The organism is Pedobacter frigidisoli (assembly GCF_032678525.1).
Classification (GTDB): domain Bacteria; phylum Bacteroidota; class Bacteroidia; order Sphingobacteriales; family Sphingobacteriaceae; genus Pedobacter; species Pedobacter frigidisoli_A.
The window spans coordinates 37,060-61,326 of record NZ_JAVTSE010000010.1 but is presented as its reverse complement, the minus strand read 5'-3'; the positions used below and the strand labels follow the sequence as shown (position 1 = coordinate 61,326).

The following is a 24,267-nucleotide window of genomic DNA, read 5'->3' as shown; positions in this document are numbered from 1 at the left end:
ATTGTACCAATAGGTAACTTTTTTTCCAGTTTTTTTTTTACAAAAAATTGGGATGTTGAATAAGTACGTTCTTACACAAATTTTAGGGCATGATTTCGTTTTCTTTCATCGAAAATGAAACTTCTTAATAAAGCATAGTTCTTTCGTTTCCATAATCTTACTATTTGGTTATGTAAAGCGATGTATACTCAATAAAGTGGAAGGAAACCAGATTGGTAAGAAACCAATATGGCGAACTTCAACGCTTTTAGCAGTGGTACCGTCAGAAACCATTTCAGAAATTCTGAAATCCACAAAAGACTCACATGAAGTTCGCCATATTGAATATAGAATATCAAAGATATAAATATCCAATATAAATGGCGAACTCACGATCGGCTCATGTGGAAAGGTTGACGGTTTTCTGCCATGAGTGACATCGTTTCAAGAGAGGACTACCCCACTCGATTTGTCGCTGTAATTATCTGATATCAAATATATAAATAAAATTATAAAAGAAGAAATAATTTAAAATAATTATGAACAAATTGGAGCTTTCAGAAGAATTTGCAAAGATATTGGTTCGTTACTTTTCTGAATTCAATTTGGAGCCTATTGATGTCGCTCATTTAATTAATACAAAAAAGGAAGTGATAGAACGCTTACTAAGTGGTGAAAGTACAGTAGTACATTACACCTTAGAACAAATTGCACAGATTTTTGGCTTAAGATATTTTAAATTTGGAGATCCTGAGACCCCTCTTCCATCTTATGAAAGTCTACCAGATTCCACAAAAGATAGAATAGAACTTCGTCTAAGAGAAGGTCCATCTGTAGTGACTAAGTACAATCCGAGCAAAATCTACCAACATATGTCAAGCCTTTTATCAGCTTTTAAGATTGGTGAGCGATTTTTAGCAACGAATATGGCGGAGCTCATTTTTAAAGAATATGGGATTAAATATAAGCCAAGCGATATTATCATTCGTCTTAATACTTCTTTCAAAGATTTTGTGGAGAAAACTGGTGAAAAGGAGGTTGCAAAAAAGGGTCCAGGTGCTAAGCCAGAATATTACAGGCTCGTAAAAATATTTGAGGCTGAATGATAAAGTATTTAATCATTTGATAGAATTAAGAACAAATTATCAAAAAAATGGCAGGCAACTTTTGCCTGCCTAAACTAATTTAAAGGATTATTCTTAGACCTTGATCGCACTAGCAACAAAGGCACTAAAACGGTTGAGTCTTTGATTGAAGCCAAATAAATTACGCTACTTAAATTATACTTATGAAAAACAACAAACATTTAATTACAAATGGTGTGGAAATTCCCCTTGAGAATATCAAATTTCATGGAGAGGCTCCATTAAAGAGATTATTGATGTCTGGATTAGGTACAGATGTTAATTTCAATATGCATATAGCAATTCATGAGATATCCGAACCATTAAAATTTGAACACCGAACATATTCTGAAAAACATGCGCATAATTGTGATGAATGGAACATTCTATTAGGTGAAGATTTAATTTTTGAGATAACACTGGATGATGAAGTTTTTCAAGTTAAATCCCCATCAACCGTATTTATCCCAAAAGGAACATACCATTCTGCAAATGTTCTAGCAGGAAAAGGATATTACATTGCTATTGTTGACACAATTGATTACAAAAATTCATTTATCGATTAGCCTTTGAGTTACAATGATAAATTCCTATTAATCCATTTTCCGTAAGATTTCCCCGTCTGAGATAACCTATATGTGATTTTCCCGTCTGCATTAACACTTATCTCGTAAAAAGGATGAAAATTTTGGTTGAAATATCGACTTATATTATTTTTACTCTTTGGTAGAGAGATCTGGCTCTTTTTTATAAGATGGGAAATTTCTGTTGTAGTGTATGATTTTAGCGTATTATCATATAAAACTTGTATAACTACATTTTCTAAACTTCTTCGCTTAAATGCTTCAGGTAATTTTTTGTTATAATTCATCAACCCGCCCAAAAGTTGATTTTGATACTTACTCTCGAACAATTCGTATAGCTCATTTAATGACTCATTATTCTCTAACACTCCTTGTTCAAACCGTTCCTTAATTATTGTCAACCCCATTTTGAATTGCTGCAGGTCTTTTCTCTGAAAATTCTCAATGCTATTTACAACATCGGCCCGATTTCTTTCTAAATTTCGCACGAATCGAATCTTCTCATCAGACTCTACATATATTACTTCAATATTCAAGCCTCCACGGTACTTCTTAAGAAATTGATCAACTTCAAGGTGTGATCTAAATCCTGTAACCAAAATTGGAATATGTTTAAATTGGCGAAGGTATCTTAAGATTTGATTTGTAACAATCGTTGGATTTTTTTTTAACGCATCTTCAGCAAAGTCTCCAATTGGAACGTTTGACTTAACCCCATGAGTGTCATAATAGCTCAAATACATAAAGTCGCTTGCTTCAAAATGATAATAATTATATTTATCCTGTAGGAATGACGAAAGTGTTGTTTTGCCTGCGCACGATGGTCCACAAATAATAAATGCCACAGGTTCAAACAACTCCAATTGTTCATTGAATGTATCAGCCTTCAAGTAATTCTGGGTCTTTAAAAAGGTATAAAGTTCTTTAAAGGCACCTGCGCGAAAGTCGTATTTGTCAGCTTTACTTATAGGAAGCTTGCTCATTGGCACATTTTCGCCATTGGGTACAAACCATTTATTAAAAGTTCTATTATTGAGCCAAGGATATAGAGGCTGAGTCTTTATATATACCTCCTTTTCAACTATATGTCCTTTTGAAAAGCTTGTAAATGAAAGATACTTTTTTTTGAATTTATCACTCAAACTTTTATTTAAAACAAGAATCACATCCGATCTCACCGTAACGGCTCGATTATTTCCTGCTTTCTTGAGCATTTTGTCAATAGAAAGAAAATTATTCTCTCTCATCCAATACTTTACATCTACTCCTGGATATTCAGCTTTTTTACTTAACTCATCGATTATTACTGAAGTATCTTCAATAATAAAGAACTTTTCGTTAGCATTTTTCGTTGTTTTTTCAAACCTCAATATTGCATCCTCAACACTTCTTTTAATCAATTCTTCTCTACTACCAATTCTTGGTTCAACATAACCAATGCCATAGTTTTTTTGCTTACTTATTCTTACAGGGTAATCTCTAGACAAGTATATTGCATGAGATATCTTTTCTTTACTAGATGTGATAAAAGTTAACTCAAGCATTTTTTACAATTAATATCCTAGATTGATTATTTGCTACTGTATCAATAAAATGCCAATCTGGGAGTAGTGGTTCTGCCATAGTAATAATGTCTTTTACATCGGTTGCTCCCCAAAAAAACAATCCTGGCCCCAAGCTACTCATTCCCAACATAGTTGCTCCGGTTTGTGATAAAATTTTTTCGGCATGTTGCAAAGATCCTAGATATAACTTTCTTTCTGATTTTTTCCAAGTACACTCCTGAAGAGAATTAATTCCAGTTTCAAAAGCAAACTTATCCAGCTCTTTGATCCCACAGAAGACCTCCGTCATAGTGTGATATAAAGTTTTATAAACAGCATGCTCTGTAATATTTGCATTTTTTAAAAAAAAATCTTCTTCAGAATAAGCTTTCGTAAGCAATTTTTTGGGAAAACAAATACCAAATTTCCAAGCGGGCATGGTACCTTTTGAAATGAGCAAAGATTGTAAAGTATCAATTTCTTTGTTTGACGATGGAAGTAGCATTTGACCAAAATTTTTATGCCCCATATCAAACACATAACCCCCACTGAAATATGTTCTTATACCAATTCCTGATGTTCCCCCACGTCCTGAAAGTTTTACTAACAGCGGTTCATCATAGTCGACTTCATTAATTAAAAGCAATCCTTCAATACACGCTAGTCTTAAAATTGTACCTGACCCAAAACCAGAATGAACTGGCATACTTCCCGTTACTCTAACTTTAATACTTAATTTTAGACTTAAATCCTTTATTAAATTTCGGATCTTTGTGGATAGTCTACCTAACTGACTCTCGTCAATTGGTTGTTGTCTGTCGTCTGTTATTTCAAAACTTTCGGATTTCGAAATATGTATTTCGATTTCGGGATTTTTAATAGAAAAACCAATGCCTCCATTTAATCTTATGCCTTTTTTAGTCATATTAATCAAAGTGACATGGACTCTTGGGAATGCCTTGATATGTACTGATTTACCTCCACTCATTTTCAAAATATTCTAGATAGGTTCTTGAGAAAGGACTTGAAGATTTAACATGGATAGAAGGCGTATTTCTACTCGAAATACCAGGAAACATTGGCCCTAAAATACATTCATCATCCACGAGAAAAATACTATGTGAGGGTGAATGTTGAAAATATTTATATTCAAAATTGGAATATTGAGCTTGAAGAGCTTGAAATTGATTTTTAGTGTTGTCGAATTGCGCTTGTTGGCCTTGTTCTAAATAGTGTTTATCTGGTAAAAGCACTCTAACCCTTACCCCCTTACTTAATGCAGTTAACAAGTACTTATTTTTTGCTTGATTGCTAGCTGTATTTGCAAAATCACTCAATAATCTTGAAGCTGTCGAACCTAACACAATTATTTGCTCCTTCGCGTCAGAAATCAAGGAACCATACAATTCTCTGTCATCTCTATCTTTACGAATATCTATTATACTCATCTTTTGATACTTATCGATCTTTGCATACTCATACCAACTAAAGAAAAATTGAATTGTCGCAAGAGCGAAACCAGTAGCTAAGCCTGAGACCAGGCTACTATATTGTGGGTCTGAAATGCTAAAAAACAGCTTAGTTGATAGGACTGTTAATGCTATCAATACTACTGCAATTACTTTGCTTAGATTAAATTTGAGGTATTTGTCGTAGAGCGCCATTTAGTAAGTACATTAATACAACTGTAAACCTAAAAATCAATTAGCATTGTTCAAAGTATAAAGCTAAAAATTTACAGTTTAATTTAACTTTTTGGCGTGGTGCGTGTGTAAAATACCAAAATTAAAAAGAGAAGCTTTATTTTGTTCAAAGAGTGATTGAAGTATGGTATCGACGCGAGGATTGTGATGTTGAAATCATGTGTTAGGGGGATAATGTATATTAAATTTTCAAGCAAAGGCAAAGCCTTTGGTTGCTTAAACGTTACCGGGAGAAATATAACCGGATTGGCGCTATATCCTGGTCTTGCCTGCCTTAACCATCAATGAGTATGCGAACCAGCCGAGTATAATAATCGTTGCAATGAAAGAGCTGTTAAACTTAATAAATCGCTATCAGGTTAACAGAAACGACAAGAGATGAAAAATTAAGGCACTTAGTTTTTTCATTAAGTAAAATACTGATTATACGGTAGCCGATCAAATGCTGTATGATTGGTATTATATAAATTATTATTTTAACCGAAATCCTTATATAGGTCTCATCCCATCCGGTGACACTGTTTAACTTTCACTTTCAATTATTTTTAATGAAAAAAAATTAATTATTAAAGCATTTGTCATTATTGTCGATTTCATTTGCCTTGAGCAAACTAGCAGATGGCTTACAGAATTACAGTTAATTCCAGAACTCAGGAGTCTTTTCTATATTTTTGAGGAGGATGGAGTTTCACCAGAATTAAAAAAAACATATTTTATTCAATTCAAACAGTCACTGAAGTAGGGTATCGGCGCGACAATTATGATTTTGGAATTGTGTTCTATGGCAATCCTGTGTCTTAAATTTCGAGCATAGGTTCAAGCTTTTGCCTTATCTGGCAACCATTAAGTTAATATTTGGTTGCCAGACTAAACCGACTAAAATTTAGTCATAGATTAAGCTTTCGCATAAGCTATTGGGGAGCTTTTCTTTGCGATCAATTTTAATCAACTTGATTGGCTCCTATTCTTTCAAGTGATTAGTTCCGATAACCAAAAATTCACTGTTTGTTAAATTACTCTTACTTAATGCATATCCATACATCCCCAAATTAATAGTATAAACTTTATAATTCGGCTTGCATTTGACCATAAGATCTTCTATATCCTTAATTGACGGCTTACCATTATTTCGGTATGAAATCACGATATGTGAATGTTGGTGCATTAAAATTAGTTTCTCGAGTTGTGGAAGAAATGTTGCCCCCTGTTCAAATTCATTACTATTATTAATCTCTATCTGCTTATTTTTCTTTTGACTATTTATATGGGCTTCAATATCTTCATAATGAGCCAATCCTTCTAAAAAATGATATTTAGAATGATAAGTGGTATGACTACCATTTAAGCTAAAATAGGGTGGATCAATATAAACCAAATCTGCAACCTCAGTACAATTCAATGCAGAATCATTTGTTACGAGATTGTCGCGACCGTTATCAAATGTAAACTCGTCTAATTCTTGAATAAATCTTAAGAAAAGATCTTCAAAACTCCGTTCCCAAGTCGTTTTATTGCCAAAACCACCACCTGTGTAACCAGTACGCATGTTCAAGTTGTTCCGATGAAAAAGATTGTAAGGCCGCTTAATTATGCATGATTGGAAAAGTATATAGTACGCACTTAATTTTTTGTTCGGATCAATTAGCCTGTTGGTATTCTGGATAAAAATATCAATTTGTTGATTTTCGGAGTCCGTAAAATATATACCCGAGAAGTTTCTTTGAATTACATTGTCGTAAACAATACCTGGCTGTTGCAAAAGAAGTTCAACAGCTTCATTGTATGTTAGATTATTTGTAACATTCTCAATGAGTTTTTTGCCAATTAGCGAATTAAAAAGAAAGATATCATTATATATCACCCTCTTACCCTTGATTTTTGAATAATATGAAAATATCCCTGTCCCGCCAAAAACATCTAGAACAGAATCAAATTCTAGCCCTAACCTTTCTATCTCATTCCATATTCTATCTACTAATTTTCTTTTTGATCCATAGTATCTAGTAATGGGTAAGTTTATTTCAGGCATATTTTCTTTATTATGTTCTTCAAGTTAGTGTAATTCGGCTCGGCAATACAAGAAATCTGTTTACTGCTGTTTTCGATAGGTACATTAAATAAATATGGACGTACTGCTAAATCTGGGTTATCGCTATTATACCTTTTCATCCCTTTATGGGAGTTATCTATGTAAACACGTAAATCCTCGACGGTAGTATTACTATAAGCTCCAACGATAAGAAATTCAAGCTCAACATCTATGTCTGAAAATGCTCGGATAATTTTCTGACATTTTTTTTGATAGTCTTTTATATAGAATTTCGTAAGAGTAGTTTTGGCTTCAACAAAGAAGAATTTATTTTTATGTTTAATTAAAAAGTCAAATTCCCCTAGAGCCGTTGAACCTTGACGAAGATGAAAGTTGCTAATGAATTGAAAATCCATTTCTGTGAAAAGAGTATCTAAGAAATCCTCAAAGTATTTTGTAATAAAATAAAAAGACAACTCTGGCTGTAAAGCACTTACTGAAAGAGCGTCATTTTTTTCAACCCTACCTGGACCAGAATTATCTCTATAACGCTTTTGCTGACCAGCAGTCTTATCGTACCAATGCAAAAGGTTAAAATGAGTTGCGTCCTCCCCAATTTTCTCAAAAGAATATATCCCTAAAGCCGTAGAGTCTTCCGAATCTGAGATAAAGAAATTGAACTGTTTCAAGTATTTTATTTGACTAATTTTAAGGGTATTAGTAAAATATTTTTTGTAGGATGGCTTTCCTGTTAGTAAAGCTGTTTCTAGGTATAAATTCTCTTGTAGATTTGACAATAAGGCCGTAAAATCTTTGCGCTTGATCTTAGTTTTAAACTCATTAATCAATGAGGATTGGTAATGGTTCTTATTAATGTCATTAAGCTTAAATACCTCTTTTACCTGTATCCAATGAAATTCTATTTTAGAAGGTGTATCAATGTAAAGGTCGAGTTTCTGTAATATTGGGAAAAAGTAATCATTATATTTAACTCCAATCTCAGAACTATCTGCAACCAAATTAACAGCAGAGATATTTTGTTCTTCACCAATTTCAATTCCAAACGCACTTTTAAATCTTTCCTTATTAACCCATATATCTGTAATATCAATAATATCCTCATTTATCAAATGTGGGTCAAGGTAAGAGAATGACAAGTAAGGAACTTGTAGAGGTACTGCGTCATTAATTATCACACAGTTTTGATAAATTTCTTCAAATTCAATTGAAATAGATTTCAGAATACACTCTCTAATTGTTACATTCTGAATTCGATCAATTATTTGGCGGACAATTCTTTGATCTTTTATCGCTGAAACTAATGCATTTTTGGTGTTTATTTTTTTATTCTCCTCTTCGGTTCTTTCTTTCGCGGAAATAACTCTTTTGCTTTTATTCAGGACATAAATTAATCTTGAAGGTTGATGTAACAAAAGAATTTGGCTCCTTGTTAAATCAAGCCTCGTTATAATTCCACGATTGTGAAATGTAGCGATTTCATTAGCAATCCATGCAATCTTATCTGGCTCGCTAATGTTTTCTGGAAGTAAACTAAAGTCGATATTAATTTCATCTACAAAGGCTGGATCAAATAGTGTTACTAAATCAAATGTAGAATCGCTAATTTTAGAAATATCAAAAGCCAATTGACAAACAAATTGAACAGGCTTCAATAGGTTTATGTCATATCTGAAATATTCAATAATACTATTATTACTCAGCATACCTAAAGATTGTCATTTGTATATGCAGCAATTACTTTTGACAAGCCTGCTTGGTGTTCGAAGTTATCACGGTACATATTCAATAGGATGAAGAGTTCCTGTGGTTCAATATCTACAATCTCAATATTGCAATTTTCAACTACTACCATTCCATTTCTTAGCTCCAATTTAACTGGGGCATAAATAATGATATCTCGTTGAAAAGCTACGAAGATGTCCTCAACTTTATATTGAATAACGTCAATAGTGGTGTTTTCATTTAATATAAAATAATGAACTTTGTTGCCAACATTGTCAATAAATGATTGGTAATCGCGGCTTTTTATTTCGCTTCCGTTTTCAAGAAGTGAACTTCCCTCTAAATAAGTTTCAAGTGGGTCATAAAACTTAGTACTTAAAGATCTTAAAAGTCCTTCAAATTCCAGTTCGTTTTTAGTGTTCTCATATAACTTTCTTAGATTATACTGGTCTAACAAAAAATTCCAAGAGGGTTTATCAATAGCATTTAGTAAATGAGTGGCTTCTCTTATAAGATCTCGATTTTGACCAATCTTTTGTTTTAACAAATTTTTAACGATTGCTTCCTCCTCAGAAGTAGACTTATTCAGGCCAAATAGTTTTCTCAAGTTTGATACCAATACTGAAATCTGCTCCTTGCCGCTTATGTTGGGCAACATTAAAATATGAGGCTCTATCCTTGTGTAGAATGCCTCATTAAGTTGACGGATAAAATCTGGGTCTGAATTTGCGTCAGTTTGGCTACACATTAAATAATGACCTTTTACAAAACTAAATAAATCAAATATTTCTCGGTATGAAGTAAAGAATGCATTGAGTCTCAGCTTAGATTTCTCATAGATTTTTTCCAGCTCGTCTATCTGGAAAATTAAAAAAATATTACTTAATGCAAGTATATTTAAAAAAATAACTAATACCTCTTTACGTTCAAAGTTGGATAATTGTTCAAGTTCAAATCTGCCAAACTCCGCTTTAGTGTATAATCTACCTGTACCCAAATAAATGAGGCGTTTTATGTCTTCTTCCGAAGTTGTTGGAGCAAACAATTTATTAACAAACTCTTCAACAGACCTAAAACTCTCTGGAAAGCCGTTTGTTAATACTTCAAAATTATATGTTGACCTAAGAGCAATGACCTGACTTACAAGAGTTTCGGTGAAATGATCCTGTACCTCCTTTAGTAGAAATAAACCAATATCTGGTTGATCAATATTTGCTCGTTTATACAGAACCCTAACTTGTGCATTGTTTTCAAAAAATAACTCCAAATATTTAAGAAGATTTGTTTTGCCGTTCCCGTATCGAGCAATAATAAAATTGCTAACCATCCTACCTCCATCAATTGCTTCAATCTTTTCTTGAACTTGAGATTTAATGTCATCTAAGCCTACTACAAAATACGGTAATTGAGGTACTTTTCCCTCAGACAAGTCTTTAATTAAATTTTCTTTCGTTTCGTCCTTAATGGTGAGGTTTTGCCAAAGATTTGATATTACCATTTATATTTTATTTTTAAGACAGACACACCCCTTACTCTAAACCGCTTTCTCCTGTCAATTGAAGAAACAATATTACTAAAAAATATATGACTCTTGGCTTTTTCAAGTTCATAAAAAGTATTTAAGAAGAGCTCATAATTGGTATGTGAAATCTTCAGGTTATCTTTTATGTCATAAAGATTAACAAATCCCAAAACATCCTTTTTTTGTGTAATACATAGCTTGTAACTACTAGTAAATCGTTCTTTTAATGATTCATAGTCCCTTTTGCTTTTGAAACTTTCTGCCTCATACAGTTTCAAATTATTGGTAATTTCATTGAACCATATGTCTAATCGCATGTCAGATTGAATGATTTTCATGAATCTATTCCTGATGATATTCCTTGCATCTAGAATATCCATAGATCCAATCCAAGAGCTTCTAACTTTATTATAATTTGCAAGGCTTTGGTTATTGTAAATGAAATGCTTAATCCGATACATTTTTTTTATAAAATCAAAATAGCGGTTATCAGAATCAGTAAATTTATATTTAAATTCAAGCCTCTTAAATAAGCACAAAGCAATCAGTAAAAGAAAATCGTTTTCAAGAAGCCGTTTAAAAAAGAATTCACTTTCTTTTTTAGTGAGATGAGCAGGATGGGCTTTTGATTTTATAGAAAGTAGTTGTTTGCCAAAATCTGTTAAGCAATTTTGATCGTCAATTAGTTTTAACTTATCTTTAGAAAGATTAACGTAATAGGAGGCAGCCTTATAAGTCGAATAAATTTGTTTGTCGACGTCTTCATAGCGTTCCATTCTCATAACACTCATGATCAGCTCCTTTTTCTTTGTCTTAGGCAGGCCATTTAAGCGTGATGTTACGCTACTAACGGCATGCCTACTTACTAAGCCTGGATACTCCAAATGGGGACTTTTTGCATATATTTTTTGAAGTTTATTCATTAGATGTAGATAAAATTCCACATTTAATGATGAACTCGCCATTTTTAATTTAGTGTTTCTAATGAACTCGCATACCCATCTCGTTGTCTTCAGCGGTTGATGAAATGGTCGATGGAGGCTTTCAAAAAAAGGGGGTAATTCGGTATTCATTAAGTTGATGAGTAAATTGAAGTTTAAAGTTAAAAATATTATCCAATTGCTTGCCCTCTTTGCTCCGATAACTATTATTACGAGCCTTGATGCGTAAAATAGTACTAGGTTAATACATAGCAATTTGATTCTGAGCTATCTTAACCAATCTCAGAAAGTTGGAAATTGAGCTCGAGTTATGTAGTTTAACATAACTTTCCTGGATTTTTAGGTGCTGAAGCACTCTAGAAACTGTGCCTTCTATTGGGAAAAATCAAAAGACAAAGCTGTAATATGTAAAGTACAAAGAGTTTGGGAAAAGTCTGGGCATAAAAAATCGCTGATTCAGTTGTAATAACTGTTGTACAGCGCATTCCAGTAGCCCGTACGGGAATCGAACCCAGGTTTCCATATGAAAATCTGGCGTCCTCACCCCTAGACGAACGGGCAATTAAGATGACTTTAGACTATGGATCTCTATTTGGAAAAACTCCAACATTAAACTTACTACTCTTTTTGTAGCGGGTATACGACTCGAACGTGCGACCTTCGGATTATGAGCCCTACAAGCCATCAACTGGTCCACCCCTCACTCTATATCTTCAAATTTTCTTCGTTTGAAAGAGTGCAAAGGCATAAAATGTTTTGATACATCCAAACTACCTGATGGGTTTTTTTAATATTTTTTTTACTCATATTTTTTATCTGGAGAACATCAAATGTTAGGGTAGCTTTTAACGATATTTTTAAGGTTGCTAATCAGCGTTTTGAACTGCTAATAATAGAACTAAAACTTATTTTTTTCCAACTTTCGAATTAATAGATTCTCTCTTGCTCATTTAAGCAAATAGCACAATTCATTATTGTTTTTAGTTGGTTATTTTGATTCCAAGTCCTGGTTGCTCTCATCCAATTTGAGATGTTGTTAAGTCAAGTGCTATAACAAAAATAGCTTAATGGTTTAATCAAAGCCAAATGTCCCCATTTTGTATAATAAAAAGGTAGTAGCGAAGCTCGCTCGAATTAATAGGAGACTTCAGGTGTTGCCGAATTGACAGTCAGGGATTAATAAATCATTTGGTTTTAAGTAAAAACATTCCGATTTTGTGAAAAATAACAATCTCAAATTATATGTATGTCTATACCCAATAAAATTAATGCTGAACATGTTCAATCCTCTATAGAGGAAATCAACAAAAATGGTATTCCACGCAACAGAACTTTTGATAGATACTTTTTACTTATTTCCGAAAAGAAATATCCTGTTAAATATGTAATATCGCTTGCAAGTAAATATACGGATAATAATAGCGGTGCATTGGCTCCAAATGTTTTCAATACATATCAAGCACAGAAATATTTAACCAATTTAGGATTTAATATTATTGATAAATACGACAATACAGAAACTACAAATGAGGGATTTAAGCTCCTAAATCTTCGCATTGTAAATAATAAGCTTCTTGGAACAATAAATTATAGCTTTATAAATCAAGAAGATACGCAGAACAAAATTTATTCAACAGTAATAATAGGTCCAAACGGTACTGGGAAAAGCAATTTATTTCGGATCATAATAGAGCTGTTCAGGGAATTACATTCACAATCCTTAGGGGGCGCAAGATTTTACAATGTTGATGGCCGTTTTGACCTAGAATTTTCAATAAATAACGATATCTATAGCTATACTAATCTTATTGATGAAAATATTGCTGCTAAATTTACTATAGCTGGAGAAGTCGCTCAGGTATTTTTGTTAAAAAATGGGGAAATAATTGAGTTTGGTGATGCTCAATTTCCTTTGGCAATTGTTGCCAATTCCATTATGCTAACAGATAAATTTCCTGTGCTAAATAATGATGCTGAGAAGTTTCCCATATATAAATATTTGGGAGTGCGAAATACACCGCAGAACGCTAGTACAAGATCATATGTCAGACGTACAGTTGATTATATAGTTTCTGAAAAAGACTCAAATGCATTTAGAAGTGGCCTTTCGAAAGTTACGGAGTTTCTGGGCATCAATAATTCTATCGAGGTTTATTATCTAACTATAAATGCTCCAACATTCTTTAAAGGTGAAACATCATTAGAAACTTTTAGAAAATATTTTTCTGATTTAGAGGAAAAATATAAAGGTAAAGAATATCCCCCGCAAAAACTTAATGTATATCAAAGGTTGGTTAAAGAGGAAGGAGTGATAAAGTCATTAAGTGATTTCTGCAATAGACTTTTTAGTGAAGGCCGTCTTCAGAAAAACAGAAAGGGAAGTTCTATAAAGAAAATAGCATATAACCTTGTGGAAGAAAGCTCTTTTCAATTATTGAAAAAAGAAGCAGAACTGCTAGATCATTTAAGGGCAATAGGTTTATTGTATGCTCCAGAAATTAGCCTTAATCAATCCGGAGAATACAACTTGCAAGAGAGTAGCTCGGGTGAATACCATTTCTTTTCTTCGATGGTCGCCCTAATGGCAACTGTGAAAATGAATAGCCTAATTTTCTTGGATGAACCAGAAGTAAGCTTACACCCAAACTGGCAAATGAAATACCTTTCATTCTTAAGATCTCTTTTCTCAGATGAAAATTATAATACATGTCATATACTTGTAGCAACTCATTCCCACTTCCTAATTTCAGATTTGGAAGGAGATAATTCCAAAATCATTGGACTTAAAAAGGTGAACAACTCCAAAGACGGGAATAACATTCAAGTAGTTGACCTTCCAAGAAACGTGGATACCTATGGTTGGTCTGCGGAAGATGTACTTTATAATGTTTTTGACGTATTAACAGTTAGGAACAAATATATTGCCGATGAAATTGGGGGAATTTTAGATTTATTATCCAAAGGGCAGCCCAATGAAGTAAATCGCCTTCCATCAAATAAATACCAATTGTTGCTGCACTTAAAGGATAATCTTAAAGATATTGATCCCCTTAAACAAGTAGTTATGTCAATTCTAAAAAAAGTAGAATAATGCCTGTTCCAAATAGTTATCGTTTTTTAATTGCCAATGAATATAATTTAACAGCTGCGGATAATACAGAGATTACGGCTGGGAAGTCAAAAAAAATAAAATGGGATAAGGGTTACCCGGGTTTCAAACTAAATATTAGAAGGCACCTGAAACACGAGCAAAAAAATCGTTGTGCATTTTGTAGGATAAGAGTTTCAGTTGGTACGGCATATTCTAACCTAGAACATTTGGTAGGAAAAACTGATTATCCCCAATTTGAATTTTTATCAAAAAACCTAGCTTATTGTTGTCAAAAATGCAACTTTTCAAAGGTTGCCAAACAAACATTAGCAACACCCAACGCAATTAAATCTTCTCAAATTTATCCGATAGTTTCGAATGGTTTCACAATTGTAAATCCATATCATGATCTATATGAGAATCATTTCGATTTTATTGATCAAATAATTATAACTGTAATTAATAATTCTTCAAAGGGTCTAAATACAATTGAGGCTTATAAGCTATCAAGAGTAGAATTAGCTGAAGAAAGAGCTTATGAACATCAAGTTGACATGAGTACCTTAAATAAACAATTGATATCAAGATTATTAGATCCATCTATTACTCAGGACACTATTACTCAAATTAACAATATAATTGCAGATTTACCTAACTGGGAAGTTTAAAGCCGTTTAATATATCTCAGTTTATAAAATCTTCAAAAAGGGGGAAGATATAGGGGAAGTAAAGCCTCTTACAGGTACGATTCCAAACGATACCCGTAAACGAAAAAAGTTGATCGTCAGCGGTATCGCTTTAAATCAACTTTTTAAATTTCCTGTGGCCCGTAGGGGAATCGAAACCTCCATGCAAAATTCACATTATCAATATTTTACGAATAGTTAAATTTCGTGCTCACTGAATAAAGGCACATCGTTTAAAAAGCTGGTATACATGATGCCGATATATTTTCCATCAATGCTAACGTGATATTCGTTTTGTCTTTCGGCAGTAACACCGATTTCCAAATTATCGATATCGAAGTTATAGATCTCCATTAGAATAAAAGAGGAGTCTTTTTGCTTCTCGGCGTATTATCTATATGATCTAAGGCTTCTGGCTTATTTCCGATTTTCGCCGTTCTCATCAGCAAGTTTAGATGGAAAATCCATTGGCATGGTAATAGATTTGATCCTGTAAATCTTTCTCATCAATTACCGGCGCCTTATAGTAATCGGCGTACTCGTAGGTTTTGCTTTTTTGGGTGGCTCTGTAACACATAACCCTAATTTACAAATATTTGGATAAATCAGCAATGTGTTACTGACTTCAGTACATATTAATTGGCCGATCGACCCTGGCTAATTTCAATAATTGGCTTCTGATTCGATCCCCTACCCTGGTTAAATAAAACTGCTATCTATTTATTCATTTTAACTATCTTTTTTTCAATTTGTGTATCGTACTCTGTGATGATATCAATGAGGGGTTGCAGGTCGCCGGCACAGTAATCGGGATTGTAATTTTGAAAAACCACCTTCCAGCCAGTAGTTTACTTAATGATGCTGCCATAGTAAAAGTTGTTTATCATTAAATGATAATTACCCCCACCTCCGTTCGGTGCAGATACTTCAACAACTTTATCTCCATCAGGAAAAGCACCGATAAATTTTATTGAGATAAGATATGACATACTTTTAAATTAACAGCACAAAGTATGCTAACTTTTTTAGTAAAAGCAAAATAGTTTATAAACAACTGGCAGCGCTTATCGGTGATAATAAACACGGGGAGTACATAGGATTGGTATGTTGTGGTTAGAACTTCAATTTTACTGTTTAATCAAAAGAAGACCGTGCTCACTCCAAGAACCATGGAGATAAATATCCATAAAGTCAGATACCGGTCTAGGAAACCAAGCTTTTTCTTTCGGACACCGGGGCACAATTATTTGCACTCATATCATTATCCCGTAATATAGTTGCTGATAAAATCAGCAGAATAAACTTTAATCAGGTCTCTAACCCTTCTGAATTCGTCCATGATTTCTTCTGGCGTTCCTTTTGCTTTTGCAGGATCCGGAAAGTTCTGGTTAAAGCGCTCTACCTTTCCGGGAAAATAGGGACAAGCCTCATTTGCATTGTCACACACGGTAATCACTGCATCAAAAGGAATAGACAGGTATTCATCCACATGGTTGGAAGTATGAGATGAAATATCAATGTGATCTTCTGCCATTACCTGCACCGCTTTTGGATTTACGCCATGTGTTTCTATTCCTGCACTATAAATATTGGCTTTACCTTCTGCATAATGACGCAGGTAACCTTCAGCAAGCTGACTTCTGCAGCTATTTCCTGTACACAGGACTAATATGTTTTTCAATTCTCTTTAAATTAAAGTTTGACCGAAGAAACTAAAATTCTAATCCCCATGATCATTTATTTAGCAACAGCCACCACCTGGAGTGCATGCATTTGCAGCACCTGTTAGGTTTGCCATTTCAAGTTTTTCTTTCTTTTCCGGAATGCCACATTTGTCCATTGCCAGGCAGGCAGTCGTTTTAGAGATTAAAATAAAGTTATCCCCATCAAAAGCAAGGTCATATTTTCCAATGGTCTCAGATTGGTATTCTACTTCTATATCAAGGTCTTCCATGCCGATTACCCGCTCTGATAAGGAAATGATGTTCAATAATTTCCCTGCTTTTAAACGGTGCTCAAAATCATTGGCATCCCAAAGCTGGAAATTTGCAACTTTTTCATGACGCACAGTACCACCGCAGTCTATAAAGTTTTTAGTGATCACGCCCACTTCTGTAATATGAAAGTGTTCAGGCACAACCTGACCATTCTCTAATTGAAAATTAACACTTTCTTGTCTAGCCAGGATTTCTTTAATTTCTGATAGTTTCATAACGATATTTTAATATTGCAATTTAACGATTGATTTGATTAAAAAAAAGCTAACAGCAGCTAGCCTCTTGTTTATAAGCGCCTAGAAATGCACTCATTTGAGTTTCTATTGATTTCCACGTTACCGGATTGATACAGTAACAAACACTCACTCCTTCAATTGTACCCTGGATAATTTCAGCATTTTTGAGTTCTTTTAGATGCTGTGAAATTGTTGCCTGGGCAAGACCAAGTTCATCTACCAGATCGCCACAAATGCAAGTATTAGAACTGAGGATCCTTTGCAAAATAGCAATACGGGCAGGGTGGGCTAATGCTTTAAATAAAGTAGCCAGTTGGTTTTGTTCGGTGCTGAAAATTTCTGTTCTGGTAAGTCCCATAATTATATATTGCAATATTACGATTAAATTTATTAAAGAGAATGTTTTTAAAAATTTACTTAATGTCCCCCCCTTTGCGATTATTCAAACAACAACTATATCCAAAAACAATTCTACCAATCACAATGCATGATCATATCGCCAATTTTGTGAACCAGCTCATCACAAATGAGGTCGCCGGTATGCCACTGAATAAAAGGCATATCGTTTAAAAAGCTGATATACATGATGCCAACATATTTTCCATCAATGCTAACGTGATATTCGTTTTCTCTTTCGGCAGTAACACCAATTTCAAAATTATCCCTCTGTAACACATACTTTAGTTCATTTTGGGATAGAAATCATTGATATTATTAGTGTAGATACAGTAATCCACTACCGAATTCCAAAATCCTATCTTTACCAGTTCGGGAGCGCCTTGAGGTACAAGCATGATGGAACGTTTTCCTTCAATTGTTTTCTTGGCGGAAATGCGGTTATCAAGGGCGGTATCGAGATAATAAAGGTAGTCATAAACAAATTCGGTGTAACCCCGTTTAGAAACCTGATCACGGCTGGAGATTTCTACCTGATCGTAATGTTGGCTAAGTGCCTGTTGAAATTCGACGGCATTTAAAGGTTTGCCATTAAGCATTGGCATTACATTAAACTGTCCGTCGATGAATACCCATTTCTTCAGGTCTTTCAAGTATACCTCTGTGGCCACGTGGCCAGGAGAGCTTTTTCTGTGTTCAGCATCCTTGGTTTTTAGGTAGAGTACCCTTGATGGAAATCCGTATGCGGTAAGCTGATCCCGAAGCACGATGGCGTAGGCAAAACAAGGAAATCGTCCACCTGCCTTTGCCTCATTCAGGATGGAGATGCCATCGCCGCCCTTAGGGGTATTCCCACCGTCGTGCTTCCACTGGTGGTGAGTCCAGTTGAGGATTGAAATAACATTTTCGGTATCGCTCTGTTTTTCGTCGATGAGGCTTGCGATTGGATAGGAAGACCTAAGAGAATCGAAATAGGAATGATCCTTATTCTCGAAAAGCAGCTGCACATCCTTTCTTTGGGCAACATTAGCATATGATATCTTATCCCAAGGATAGGCAGAAGCGCTAATAAAAGTATGCGCGGGTGGGGCATCTCCAAGCTTCACGTAAAATGACTTAGTCTCCCCACGTTTAATGACAAATCTAATGCTGTCCTTATCGGTTTTAAAAGCAAACTGCTCATTTTTTCCGTAGATCATTATGCGCATGCTATCACGTTTGACCTGAGGGGATATCCGCCAGCGATTTTTGTACCAATCATTCCCGATAGATATATCCGCACGCTCGGAAGAGGCATAAAGCAACTGCTCTTGGTTGAACTTTTGCTGGCTGGATGCCTGATGTGCAAAGGCAATAAATAAAATCGAGAGGGATAAGAATGATGTTTTCATAAGCGTAATTTAATGCCCGAAGTTAATCAAATAAACAGCCTAAACCGCTCTGTTTATAAAGAAGTTACAGAGTGTTGAACATACTTTTCGCCGGAAAACCTTTGTGTGGACGTTTTCATTTTTTGGAAATTTTTATATTGGCCGGTCATGGGCAGTTACTTTGTTAGGCCTGATTTCAATCCCCCAATAAATTGTTGTTTTAAATTCCCTGAATATTTATATTAGCCTTACCTATTGTTGTTGATCATTTTCATGATGGCGGTTTAATTAACCTTCTTCATCAATGAGCAAACTACATTCACCAGACCAGGAATCACCTGCGGATATGGCTGTAAAGCGATATGGGCCTCAGGCATTATTATTATTAATCATTTTTGGCTTTCATCGGCTAAGTGGCTATGTATTTTCCATGGAGCCGTCCATCACCTACTACCTCTTGCTCATTCTGAATATTCTGCTCTTCTATCACCACTTTCTGATCGCAATGAGCTGTATAAAACGCAACAGAGATGAGGCGTTGATTTTAGGTTTATTAATGGTTACGGTTGAACTGTTATGTTATTTCGGATTCTTTTCGGTAATAGTTTACACCACCGGGGCGAACTTGGCATATAAAGCAGGCACCGCCGGCAGCATTTCTTTAGGATATATGATTTTAGCAGGCTTATTTCATATATTAATGGCTACTGCGTTCTTTTACATGATTAGTGATTACTATACCACGCAGGAAGGTATTGAAAATGGGGAATTAATTAACGAAATCGGGAAACTGCAGATTGAATGTGATAGGCTGAAGGACCGGATTCGGCAGCAACACCTTCGGGAAAAAATAGCGAATAAAAATGGTGAGTTAGAAACAATTGAAAGGTTGCAGGCAAAGACTATAGAACTAAGGAAAAAGGTTACTGACGATACCAAAACAAGAACTCGCAGGGATATGAATTTTAGCCTGATTTATGCGACGTTGAAATTAATAAGAGTTGACCTGCGTGAACTCGATGAAGCACTTGCACAGGCGGTAGAAAGCTTTAGTGCGATGATTAGATATGCTAGCCGTATTCACAATAAAAATGTGGTGTTATTAGAACTGGAAATTAAACAGGTGACTAATCTGATCAGATTTTATGAGTTCTTAAACAAGGGAAATACTAACATTAGAATCAGGTGTAAAGTGAACCCACAGCGATATCAAATTACTGCTTTGATTTATGTAAGCCTGGTACTAGACATGCTGAACAGCGCTGTGTTGACAAACCCTGCATATACATCTGAAATATTAATTGAAGTGAGTAAAGGCCATCTGGTATTTTCAACCAGATATTTCGAGATAGAATCATTACCCCACAGAATAGGTAGGGAAATGACGAGACTCCAAACACGCCTCTACCAGTTTTACAAAGGAAAGGCTTGGCTAGATTATAAGATTGATGAGCAGAAATACGTGATATTTTCTATATGGATTAACCTGGAATGTTGTGAGTTAGGTTAGTGAAAACAACAACTTTACCAGGGACTTATGCCATTCGATGCATTTACATATCATCAAAATCAATTAGGGTAAACCCTTTCCCAACAAGAATGGTCTGCTGTTTAAACAAGCTTCAAATAGAAATTCGAGTGTGATGACTCATTAGTAAGTTATTGAGTGTGTTTAAATATGTTAACCGTAACCCAAATTATAAACTATGAACTGGAAGTATTTTATTGGCATTGATCAAATGAATGAAATGTCCGATTGCTCAATGAATGCCTCAGAACTCAGGTTTACAATTATCGAAGTCTGTTGACCATACCCATATCGATTATGATTGCTTGGCGTCAAGAACTATAACATCAGTCTGTTCACCGCCTGCTATTGAACCGAATAAAAAATGTTCTCCATTGTCGACATAACCTAACTGGTTACAACGCATTCGGGTTTTCCCGACAGTGAAGTCCCGAACAGGTTGATGGTGATGCCCATAGATCCAATAATCCGGTCCATGTCCTATCAGCCAATCGCCAAGTTCAGTGGCGAACGCCGAATTGAGTATACTGCCGCGAAAGGCCGAGGGATAGTTTACAAAGGTAGGTATATGGTGGGATACTACGATTTGTCTTTTGGTTTCTAAGCCGGTAATTGTCTTTTTTAAAAAGCCAAAGCACACTTCATGCAGCTTGTTATAATTTTCAATGGAAAAAAGCTTTTCTTTAAAAAAAATTTCTCTAAAATCGGGCATGAATCTCCTAACCTCATAAGAAGTTCTTTTCGGGATTTTCGACCATAGGGTTGAAAAAATCAAACGGCATCCATGGCTTTCTACCACTTGATTGTTCAGCAGGACAACATTCTTACGGATTTCTCTGGAGAATGAACCTTCAAATTCTGAAATGTCACAGCCATAAAACTCATGGTTTCCGGGGATCCAGTAGACTGTTTTATAATTGGCACTGAGAAAGTCAAGGAAGTAAGCCTGCTTTCTCAAGTCTTTTAAAGGCATGATATCGCCTGCCATCAATAAGATATCCGAGCTTGGTAAGATTGGAGAATTCTTAAGAAATTCACGATTTGATGCGTATTCGAGATGGATGTCAGATATAAATTGAAAAGTTTCTGCGTTCATTGATATAACAAATTTAAAAAATTAAACAAATAAGACAACAAATTTGTTGGGTTATTATATATTTGCTGAAAACCAATTCACTTTGATTCCAGATTTTACCGAAGAAGGATTTTTACCGCCCGGCATACACCTCTCTACAATTGAAAAATTTCAGGAGCGGTTTGCGACCAATATGGTACGAAAGCAGATATTTGCTGGTTTGTTGCGTCTCATGGCCGATTTAAAGCGAGTCGATTGCAAGAATATTTTCGTCGACGGTAGCTTTGTCACCAAAAAAGAGCATCCGAATGATATCGATGTTTGCTGGGATGACAGGGGCATGGATTACGATAAAGTCGAAGCCGGGCTTCCGATTTTGTGGGACCTCACCCCTCCTCGTAAAAAACAGCAAACAGTCTATCGCGCCGATGTATTCCCGGCATTTATCGAAGAGCGGGGCAGCGGGAAATTTTTCATCGACTTTTTTCAGCAGGTCAAGGGTGAAGAACACTTAAAAAAAGGAATCATTCAACTACCAATCACATGATCAAAAACCAGAAGCAGGCAAAAGCAACAGAGCGTAAATTAAACCAATTGATCCAGGACCGTGATAGTTACCAGAAAAATAACGAGATCCAGGCAGGCAGTGCGAAATATAGATTGGCACTGAACGGTTTTAATGGCCTGATCCAAGATTTGGAGACGCAGTTGCAGCAGTACAAAGATTTATCGGAGGGAAATTTCAATCTGGTCAATCCCAACTTACACAATTTCAGCGAAGCGTTAATCGCTGCCAGGATTGCGCAAAAAATCTCTCATGAGACCCTGGCGGAGCGAACGGGAATTTTAGAGCAACAGATTCAGCGATATGAGGCAACCGATTACGAAGGCGCGAAACATTCGCGAATGGTAGACATCGCAATTGCTCTTGGTTTGAACTGTAACTTTGAAGGTACCTGGTTGATGAACCAGGATAAACACATCACTTTTGATTTGCCCACTGGTGTAAGCCAGCAGGAAATTGATGAGTTGACGCAGAAAGTAAAATTAAACGGTTCTATCCTGATACATTAATATGAAGACAATCACCTTTTACTCTTATAAAGGAGGAGTTGGACGGTCTCTTGCGCTAAGCCAGATTGCCATACGTCTCTCCATATTAAAGAAAAAAGTCTGCGTATTGGATTTTGATTTGGATGCTCCTGGACTTCGTTTCAAGTTCAAGGATTATAATCTCTCTAAACCCATAACAAAGGGTATCGTAGACTACATCTATGATTTCTCGTCAAATGGCGAAAACAAAGCACCTATTAAGAACTATGTGGTCAAACTAAAACCGGTCAACAAAGCCGCATCGGAAATCACTTTTATTTCTGCCGGAGACATTTTGGGAAACGGATACTGGAAAAAACTTTCCATGATCAACTGGGCAGATATGTTCTACGGAAAAAATCCACATGGAGTTGCCTTTTTCCTTGAACTCAAATCCAAGATTGAAAAGGAAATTGCTCCGGATTATTTTCTTATAGATTCCCGGACGGGCATTACCGACATCTCCGGGATTACCCTTAAGCTCTTGGCTGACCAAGTAGTCGTCCTTGCTGTTAACAACCCGGAAAATATTTTTGGATCTAAAAAAATAATCAAAAACCTATTGGGGGATAACCCGGCTGGCGAGGGGCAGAAAATTGACTTCGTGCTAACCAGGCTTCCCTACTCGAGTACGGAAATAGAATTGGAAAACAAAATGATCGAGAATCTCCGGGAAGATTTCAAGCAGAACCTGAACCTGGCGGATTTTGGCATTTCGGTAATCCATTCCGACGTGCAGATCAAGATGAACGACAGTTATGTATCGCACCGACTTTCTTTACCAGAACAGAGTACTTCCACCAGGGATTATCTGAAACTTTTTGACCAGATTACCGAGAATAGCCTGAAGAAAGATGAATTGATCCTTAGGATTCGCGAAGGCGAATTAGAATTTGAAAAATATCAATCGGAGAACAATTGGGAACTCAAGCTTAAGCACATCAGCAAGGCAATAGATCTCAGTCCGAATAACTATATCTACTATGCACATAGGGGAATCGCGTATCACCAGTTTGGAAGACTGGATGATGCTATTGCCGATTATACAGCGGCCATAAAAATGAACGACAATGATCCGGTTCTGAAATTTAACATGGGGCATTTTTATGAGCAGAAAAACGAACTGGAAAAGGCACTCCATTATTTCGGTTTGGCAGAAACATATGGGGTGGACGCATTTTTAGCCAAAAGCAGGGTTCTATTCAATATGGGCAAAATTGAAGAATCCATAATTGCGCTAACTCGGGCGCTTGAGATCAACCCCTTAAGTCCGCAGGCGCTCAACAGCCGGGCACACCAGTTACGCATACTGGGAAGATATGCAGAAGCGTTCACAGATATATCCAAGGCTATAGAAATCGAGCCTGGCCAGCCTATATTTTTCGCCACGCTTGCCGAAGTATATGCCGCCCAGGATAAAATAGATGAATTTTACCTCAACTTTTCCATCGCACTTTCCAAAGGCCTAAAAACGGCTTCGATTCGAACTTCTAAAGATGTTTACGCCAGGTTCAAGGACGAGAAGCGTTTCAACGAACTTTTGCAGAAATATAAAATTTTTCTGGATGAGGCAGATTAATCAGTCCTAAAATAATTGCGGAGTTTAGACTCCGGTTTTTTGCCAACG

Annotated in this window: 24 protein-coding genes and 1 tRNA gene; 8 read left to right on the top strand and 17 right to left on the bottom strand. The window is 35.5% G+C overall.

The features are described 5' to 3' along the window. Positions 1–518: 518 nt before the first annotated feature. Together R2Q80_RS20740 and R2Q80_RS20735 are read left to right on the top strand one after the other, a co-directional pair. Complete coding sequence (locus R2Q80_RS20740) at positions 519–1,085, top strand: hypothetical protein (protein ID WP_316801446.1); 567 nt, start codon at positions 519–521, stop codon at positions 1,083–1,085. A gap of 182 nt (positions 1,086–1,267) precedes the next feature. Then, positions 1,268–1,669, top strand: coding sequence for a hypothetical protein (locus tag R2Q80_RS20735; RefSeq protein ID WP_316801445.1), 402 nt, complete (start codon positions 1,268–1,270; stop codon positions 1,667–1,669). 8 nt (positions 1,670–1,677) lie between these two features. Here the strand turns inward: R2Q80_RS20735 and R2Q80_RS20730 are convergent, their stop codons facing one another. The 8 genes from R2Q80_RS20730 to R2Q80_RS20695 all read right to left on the bottom strand — a co-directional run bounded on the left by R2Q80_RS20730 (position 1,678) and on the right by R2Q80_RS20695 (position 11,729). Next, positions 1,678–3,231, bottom strand: coding sequence for a non-canonical purine NTP pyrophosphatase (locus R2Q80_RS20730; protein WP_316801444.1), 1,554 nt, complete (start codon positions 3,229–3,231; stop codon positions 1,678–1,680). Beyond that, complete coding sequence (locus R2Q80_RS20725) at positions 3,224–4,219, bottom strand: beta-ribofuranosylaminobenzene 5'-phosphate synthase family protein (protein WP_316801443.1); 996 nt, start codon at positions 4,217–4,219, stop codon at positions 3,224–3,226. Before R2Q80_RS20725 ends, R2Q80_RS20730 begins: the two co-directional genes overlap by 8 nt. Continuing rightward, a complete protein-coding gene (locus R2Q80_RS20720) occupies positions 4,206–4,895 on the bottom strand; it encodes a hypothetical protein (RefSeq protein WP_316801442.1) in 690 nt (229 codons plus the stop codon). Before R2Q80_RS20720 ends, R2Q80_RS20725 begins: the two co-directional genes overlap by 14 nt. 1,000 nt (positions 4,896–5,895) lie before the next feature. After that, complete coding sequence (locus R2Q80_RS20715) at positions 5,896–6,963, bottom strand: DNA adenine methylase (RefSeq protein WP_316801441.1); 1,068 nt, start codon at positions 6,961–6,963, stop codon at positions 5,896–5,898. After that, complete coding sequence (locus R2Q80_RS20710) at positions 6,951–8,687, bottom strand: hypothetical protein (protein ID WP_316801440.1); 1,737 nt, start codon at positions 8,685–8,687, stop codon at positions 6,951–6,953. Before R2Q80_RS20710 ends, R2Q80_RS20715 begins: the two co-directional genes overlap by 13 nt. Before the next feature lie 2 nt (positions 8,688–8,689). Continuing rightward, a complete protein-coding gene (locus R2Q80_RS20705) occupies positions 8,690–10,204 on the bottom strand; it encodes a BREX system ATP-binding domain-containing protein (RefSeq protein WP_316801439.1) in 1,515 nt (504 codons plus the stop codon). Then, positions 10,198–11,151: a hypothetical protein gene (locus R2Q80_RS20700; RefSeq protein WP_316801438.1), complete on the bottom strand. Its 954-nt coding sequence runs from the start codon at positions 11,149–11,151 to the stop codon at positions 10,198–10,200. Before R2Q80_RS20700 ends, R2Q80_RS20705 begins: the two co-directional genes overlap by 7 nt. Before the next feature lie 508 nt (positions 11,152–11,659). After that, positions 11,660–11,729, bottom strand: a tRNA-OTHER gene (locus R2Q80_RS20695). Positions 11,730–12,415: 686 nt separating this feature from the next. Between R2Q80_RS20695 and R2Q80_RS20690 the strand changes: the two genes are divergently transcribed. Further along, positions 12,416–14,260 (top strand): AAA family ATPase, encoded by a 1,845-nt coding sequence (locus R2Q80_RS20690; protein ID WP_316801437.1) that lies wholly within the window; start codon positions 12,416–12,418, stop codon positions 14,258–14,260. Continuing rightward, entirely contained in the window at positions 14,260–14,928 is a 669-nt protein-coding gene (locus R2Q80_RS20685) for a hypothetical protein (RefSeq protein ID WP_316801436.1), read from the top strand. Before R2Q80_RS20690 ends, R2Q80_RS20685 begins: the two co-directional genes overlap by 1 nt. A 216-nt stretch (positions 14,929–15,144) precedes the next feature. On the opposite strand, the gene R2Q80_RS20680 is transcribed toward R2Q80_RS20685, so the two are convergent. From R2Q80_RS20680 to R2Q80_RS20645, 8 genes are all read right to left on the bottom strand, one after another. Further along, entirely contained in the window at positions 15,145–15,300 is a 156-nt protein-coding gene (locus tag R2Q80_RS20680) for a hypothetical protein (protein ID WP_316801435.1), read from the bottom strand. 97 nt (positions 15,301–15,397) lie between these two features. Beyond that, positions 15,398–15,523: a hypothetical protein gene (locus tag R2Q80_RS20675; RefSeq protein ID WP_316801434.1), complete on the bottom strand. Its 126-nt coding sequence runs from the start codon at positions 15,521–15,523 to the stop codon at positions 15,398–15,400. A gap of 271 nt (positions 15,524–15,794) precedes the next feature. Beyond that, on the bottom strand, positions 15,795–15,935 hold the full coding sequence (locus tag R2Q80_RS20670) for a hypothetical protein (RefSeq protein ID WP_316801433.1): 141 nt from the start codon (positions 15,933–15,935) through the stop codon (positions 15,795–15,797). 272 nt (positions 15,936–16,207) lie between these two features. After that, the gene (locus tag R2Q80_RS20665) at positions 16,208–16,627 is read right to left on the bottom strand and encodes an arsenate reductase ArsC (RefSeq protein ID WP_316801432.1); all 420 of its coding nucleotides are present in this window, start codon (positions 16,625–16,627) and stop codon (positions 16,208–16,210) included. A gap of 60 nt (positions 16,628–16,687) precedes the next feature. Further along, positions 16,688–17,158: a DUF6428 family protein gene (locus R2Q80_RS20660; protein ID WP_316801431.1), complete on the bottom strand. Its 471-nt coding sequence runs from the start codon at positions 17,156–17,158 to the stop codon at positions 16,688–16,690. Between the two features lie 49 nt (positions 17,159–17,207). Beyond that, positions 17,208–17,537, bottom strand: a complete 330-nt coding sequence (locus tag R2Q80_RS20655) for an ArsR/SmtB family transcription factor (protein WP_047801009.1) — start codon at positions 17,535–17,537, stop codon at positions 17,208–17,210. Between the two features lie 113 nt (positions 17,538–17,650). Then, complete coding sequence (locus tag R2Q80_RS20650) at positions 17,651–17,854, bottom strand: hypothetical protein (protein ID WP_316801430.1); 204 nt, start codon at positions 17,852–17,854, stop codon at positions 17,651–17,653. A 5-nt stretch (positions 17,855–17,859) separates the two neighbouring features. Further along, on the bottom strand, positions 17,860–18,966 hold the full coding sequence (locus R2Q80_RS20645; RefSeq protein WP_316801429.1) for a transglutaminase domain-containing protein: 1,107 nt from the start codon (positions 18,964–18,966) through the stop codon (positions 17,860–17,862). A gap of 283 nt (positions 18,967–19,249) precedes the next feature. On the opposite strand from R2Q80_RS20645, the gene R2Q80_RS20640 reads away from it, so the two are divergent. Then, positions 19,250–20,455, top strand: coding sequence for a hypothetical protein (locus R2Q80_RS20640; RefSeq protein WP_316801428.1), 1,206 nt, complete (start codon positions 19,250–19,252; stop codon positions 20,453–20,455). Between the two features lie 313 nt (positions 20,456–20,768). Here R2Q80_RS20640 and R2Q80_RS20635 read toward each other — a convergent pair whose 3' ends face one another. Next, on the bottom strand, positions 20,769–21,569 hold the full coding sequence (locus R2Q80_RS20635) for a metallophosphoesterase (RefSeq protein WP_316801427.1): 801 nt from the start codon (positions 21,567–21,569) through the stop codon (positions 20,769–20,771). A gap of 82 nt (positions 21,570–21,651) precedes the next feature. On the opposite strand from R2Q80_RS20635, the gene R2Q80_RS20630 reads away from it, so the two are divergent. From R2Q80_RS20630 to R2Q80_RS20620, 3 genes are read left to right on the top strand one after another with little or no spacing between them, the layout of a single operon-like run. Next, entirely contained in the window at positions 21,652–22,095 is a 444-nt protein-coding gene (locus R2Q80_RS20630) for a DUF6932 family protein (RefSeq protein WP_316801426.1), read from the top strand. Beyond that, entirely contained in the window at positions 22,092–22,622 is a 531-nt protein-coding gene (locus R2Q80_RS20625) for a helix-turn-helix transcriptional regulator (protein ID WP_316801425.1), read from the top strand. Before R2Q80_RS20630 ends, R2Q80_RS20625 begins: the two co-directional genes overlap by 4 nt. Position 22,623: 1 nt before the next feature. Then, complete coding sequence (locus R2Q80_RS20620; protein WP_316801424.1) at positions 22,624–24,219, top strand: KGGVGR-motif variant AAA ATPase; 1,596 nt, start codon at positions 22,624–22,626, stop codon at positions 24,217–24,219. Positions 24,220–24,267: the final 48 nt, after the last annotated feature.

Coding starts and splice junctions, on each gene's coding strand:
- R2Q80_RS20740 (WP_316801446.1), top strand. CDS start 519: ATGAACAAATTGGAGCTTTCAGAAGAATTTGCAAAGATATTGGTTCGT.
- R2Q80_RS20735 (WP_316801445.1), top strand. CDS start 1,268: ATGAAAAACAACAAACATTTAATTACAAATGGTGTGGAAATTCCCCTT.
- R2Q80_RS20730 (WP_316801444.1), bottom strand. CDS start 3,231: ATGCTTGAGTTAACTTTTATCACATCTAGTAAAGAAAAGATATCTCAT.
- R2Q80_RS20725 (WP_316801443.1), bottom strand. CDS start 4,219: ATGAGTGGAGGTAAATCAGTACATATCAAGGCATTCCCAAGAGTCCAT.
- R2Q80_RS20720 (WP_316801442.1), bottom strand. CDS start 4,895: ATGGCGCTCTACGACAAATACCTCAAATTTAATCTAAGCAAAGTAATT.
- R2Q80_RS20715 (WP_316801441.1), bottom strand. CDS start 6,963: ATGCCTGAAATAAACTTACCCATTACTAGATACTATGGATCAAAAAGA.
- R2Q80_RS20710 (WP_316801440.1), bottom strand. CDS start 8,687: ATGCTGAGTAATAATAGTATTATTGAATATTTCAGATATGACATAAAC.
- R2Q80_RS20705 (WP_316801439.1), bottom strand. CDS start 10,204: ATGGTAATATCAAATCTTTGGCAAAACCTCACCATTAAGGACGAAACG.
- R2Q80_RS20700 (WP_316801438.1), bottom strand. CDS start 11,151: ATGAATAAACTTCAAAAAATATATGCAAAAAGTCCCCATTTGGAGTAT.
- R2Q80_RS20690 (WP_316801437.1), top strand. CDS start 12,416: ATGTCTATACCCAATAAAATTAATGCTGAACATGTTCAATCCTCTATA.
- R2Q80_RS20685 (WP_316801436.1), top strand. CDS start 14,260: ATGCCTGTTCCAAATAGTTATCGTTTTTTAATTGCCAATGAATATAAT.
- R2Q80_RS20680 (WP_316801435.1), bottom strand. CDS start 15,300: ATGGAGATCTATAACTTCGATATCGATAATTTGGAAATCGGTGTTACT.
- R2Q80_RS20675 (WP_316801434.1), bottom strand. CDS start 15,523: ATGTGTTACAGAGCCACCCAAAAAAGCAAAACCTACGAGTACGCCGAT.
- R2Q80_RS20670 (WP_316801433.1), bottom strand. CDS start 15,935: ATGTCATATCTTATCTCAATAAAATTTATCGGTGCTTTTCCTGATGGA.
- R2Q80_RS20660 (WP_316801431.1), bottom strand. CDS start 17,158: ATGAAACTATCAGAAATTAAAGAAATCCTGGCTAGACAAGAAAGTGTT.
- R2Q80_RS20655 (WP_047801009.1), bottom strand. CDS start 17,537: ATGGGACTTACCAGAACAGAAATTTTCAGCACCGAACAAAACCAACTG.
- R2Q80_RS20645 (WP_316801429.1), bottom strand. CDS start 18,966: ATGAAAACATCATTCTTATCCCTCTCGATTTTATTTATTGCCTTTGCA.
- R2Q80_RS20640 (WP_316801428.1), top strand. CDS start 19,250: ATGAGCAAACTACATTCACCAGACCAGGAATCACCTGCGGATATGGCT.
- R2Q80_RS20635 (WP_316801427.1), bottom strand. CDS start 21,569: ATGAACGCAGAAACTTTTCAATTTATATCTGACATCCATCTCGAATAC.
- R2Q80_RS20625 (WP_316801425.1), top strand. CDS start 22,092: ATGATCAAAAACCAGAAGCAGGCAAAAGCAACAGAGCGTAAATTAAAC.
- R2Q80_RS20620 (WP_316801424.1), top strand. CDS start 22,624: ATGAAGACAATCACCTTTTACTCTTATAAAGGAGGAGTTGGACGGTCT.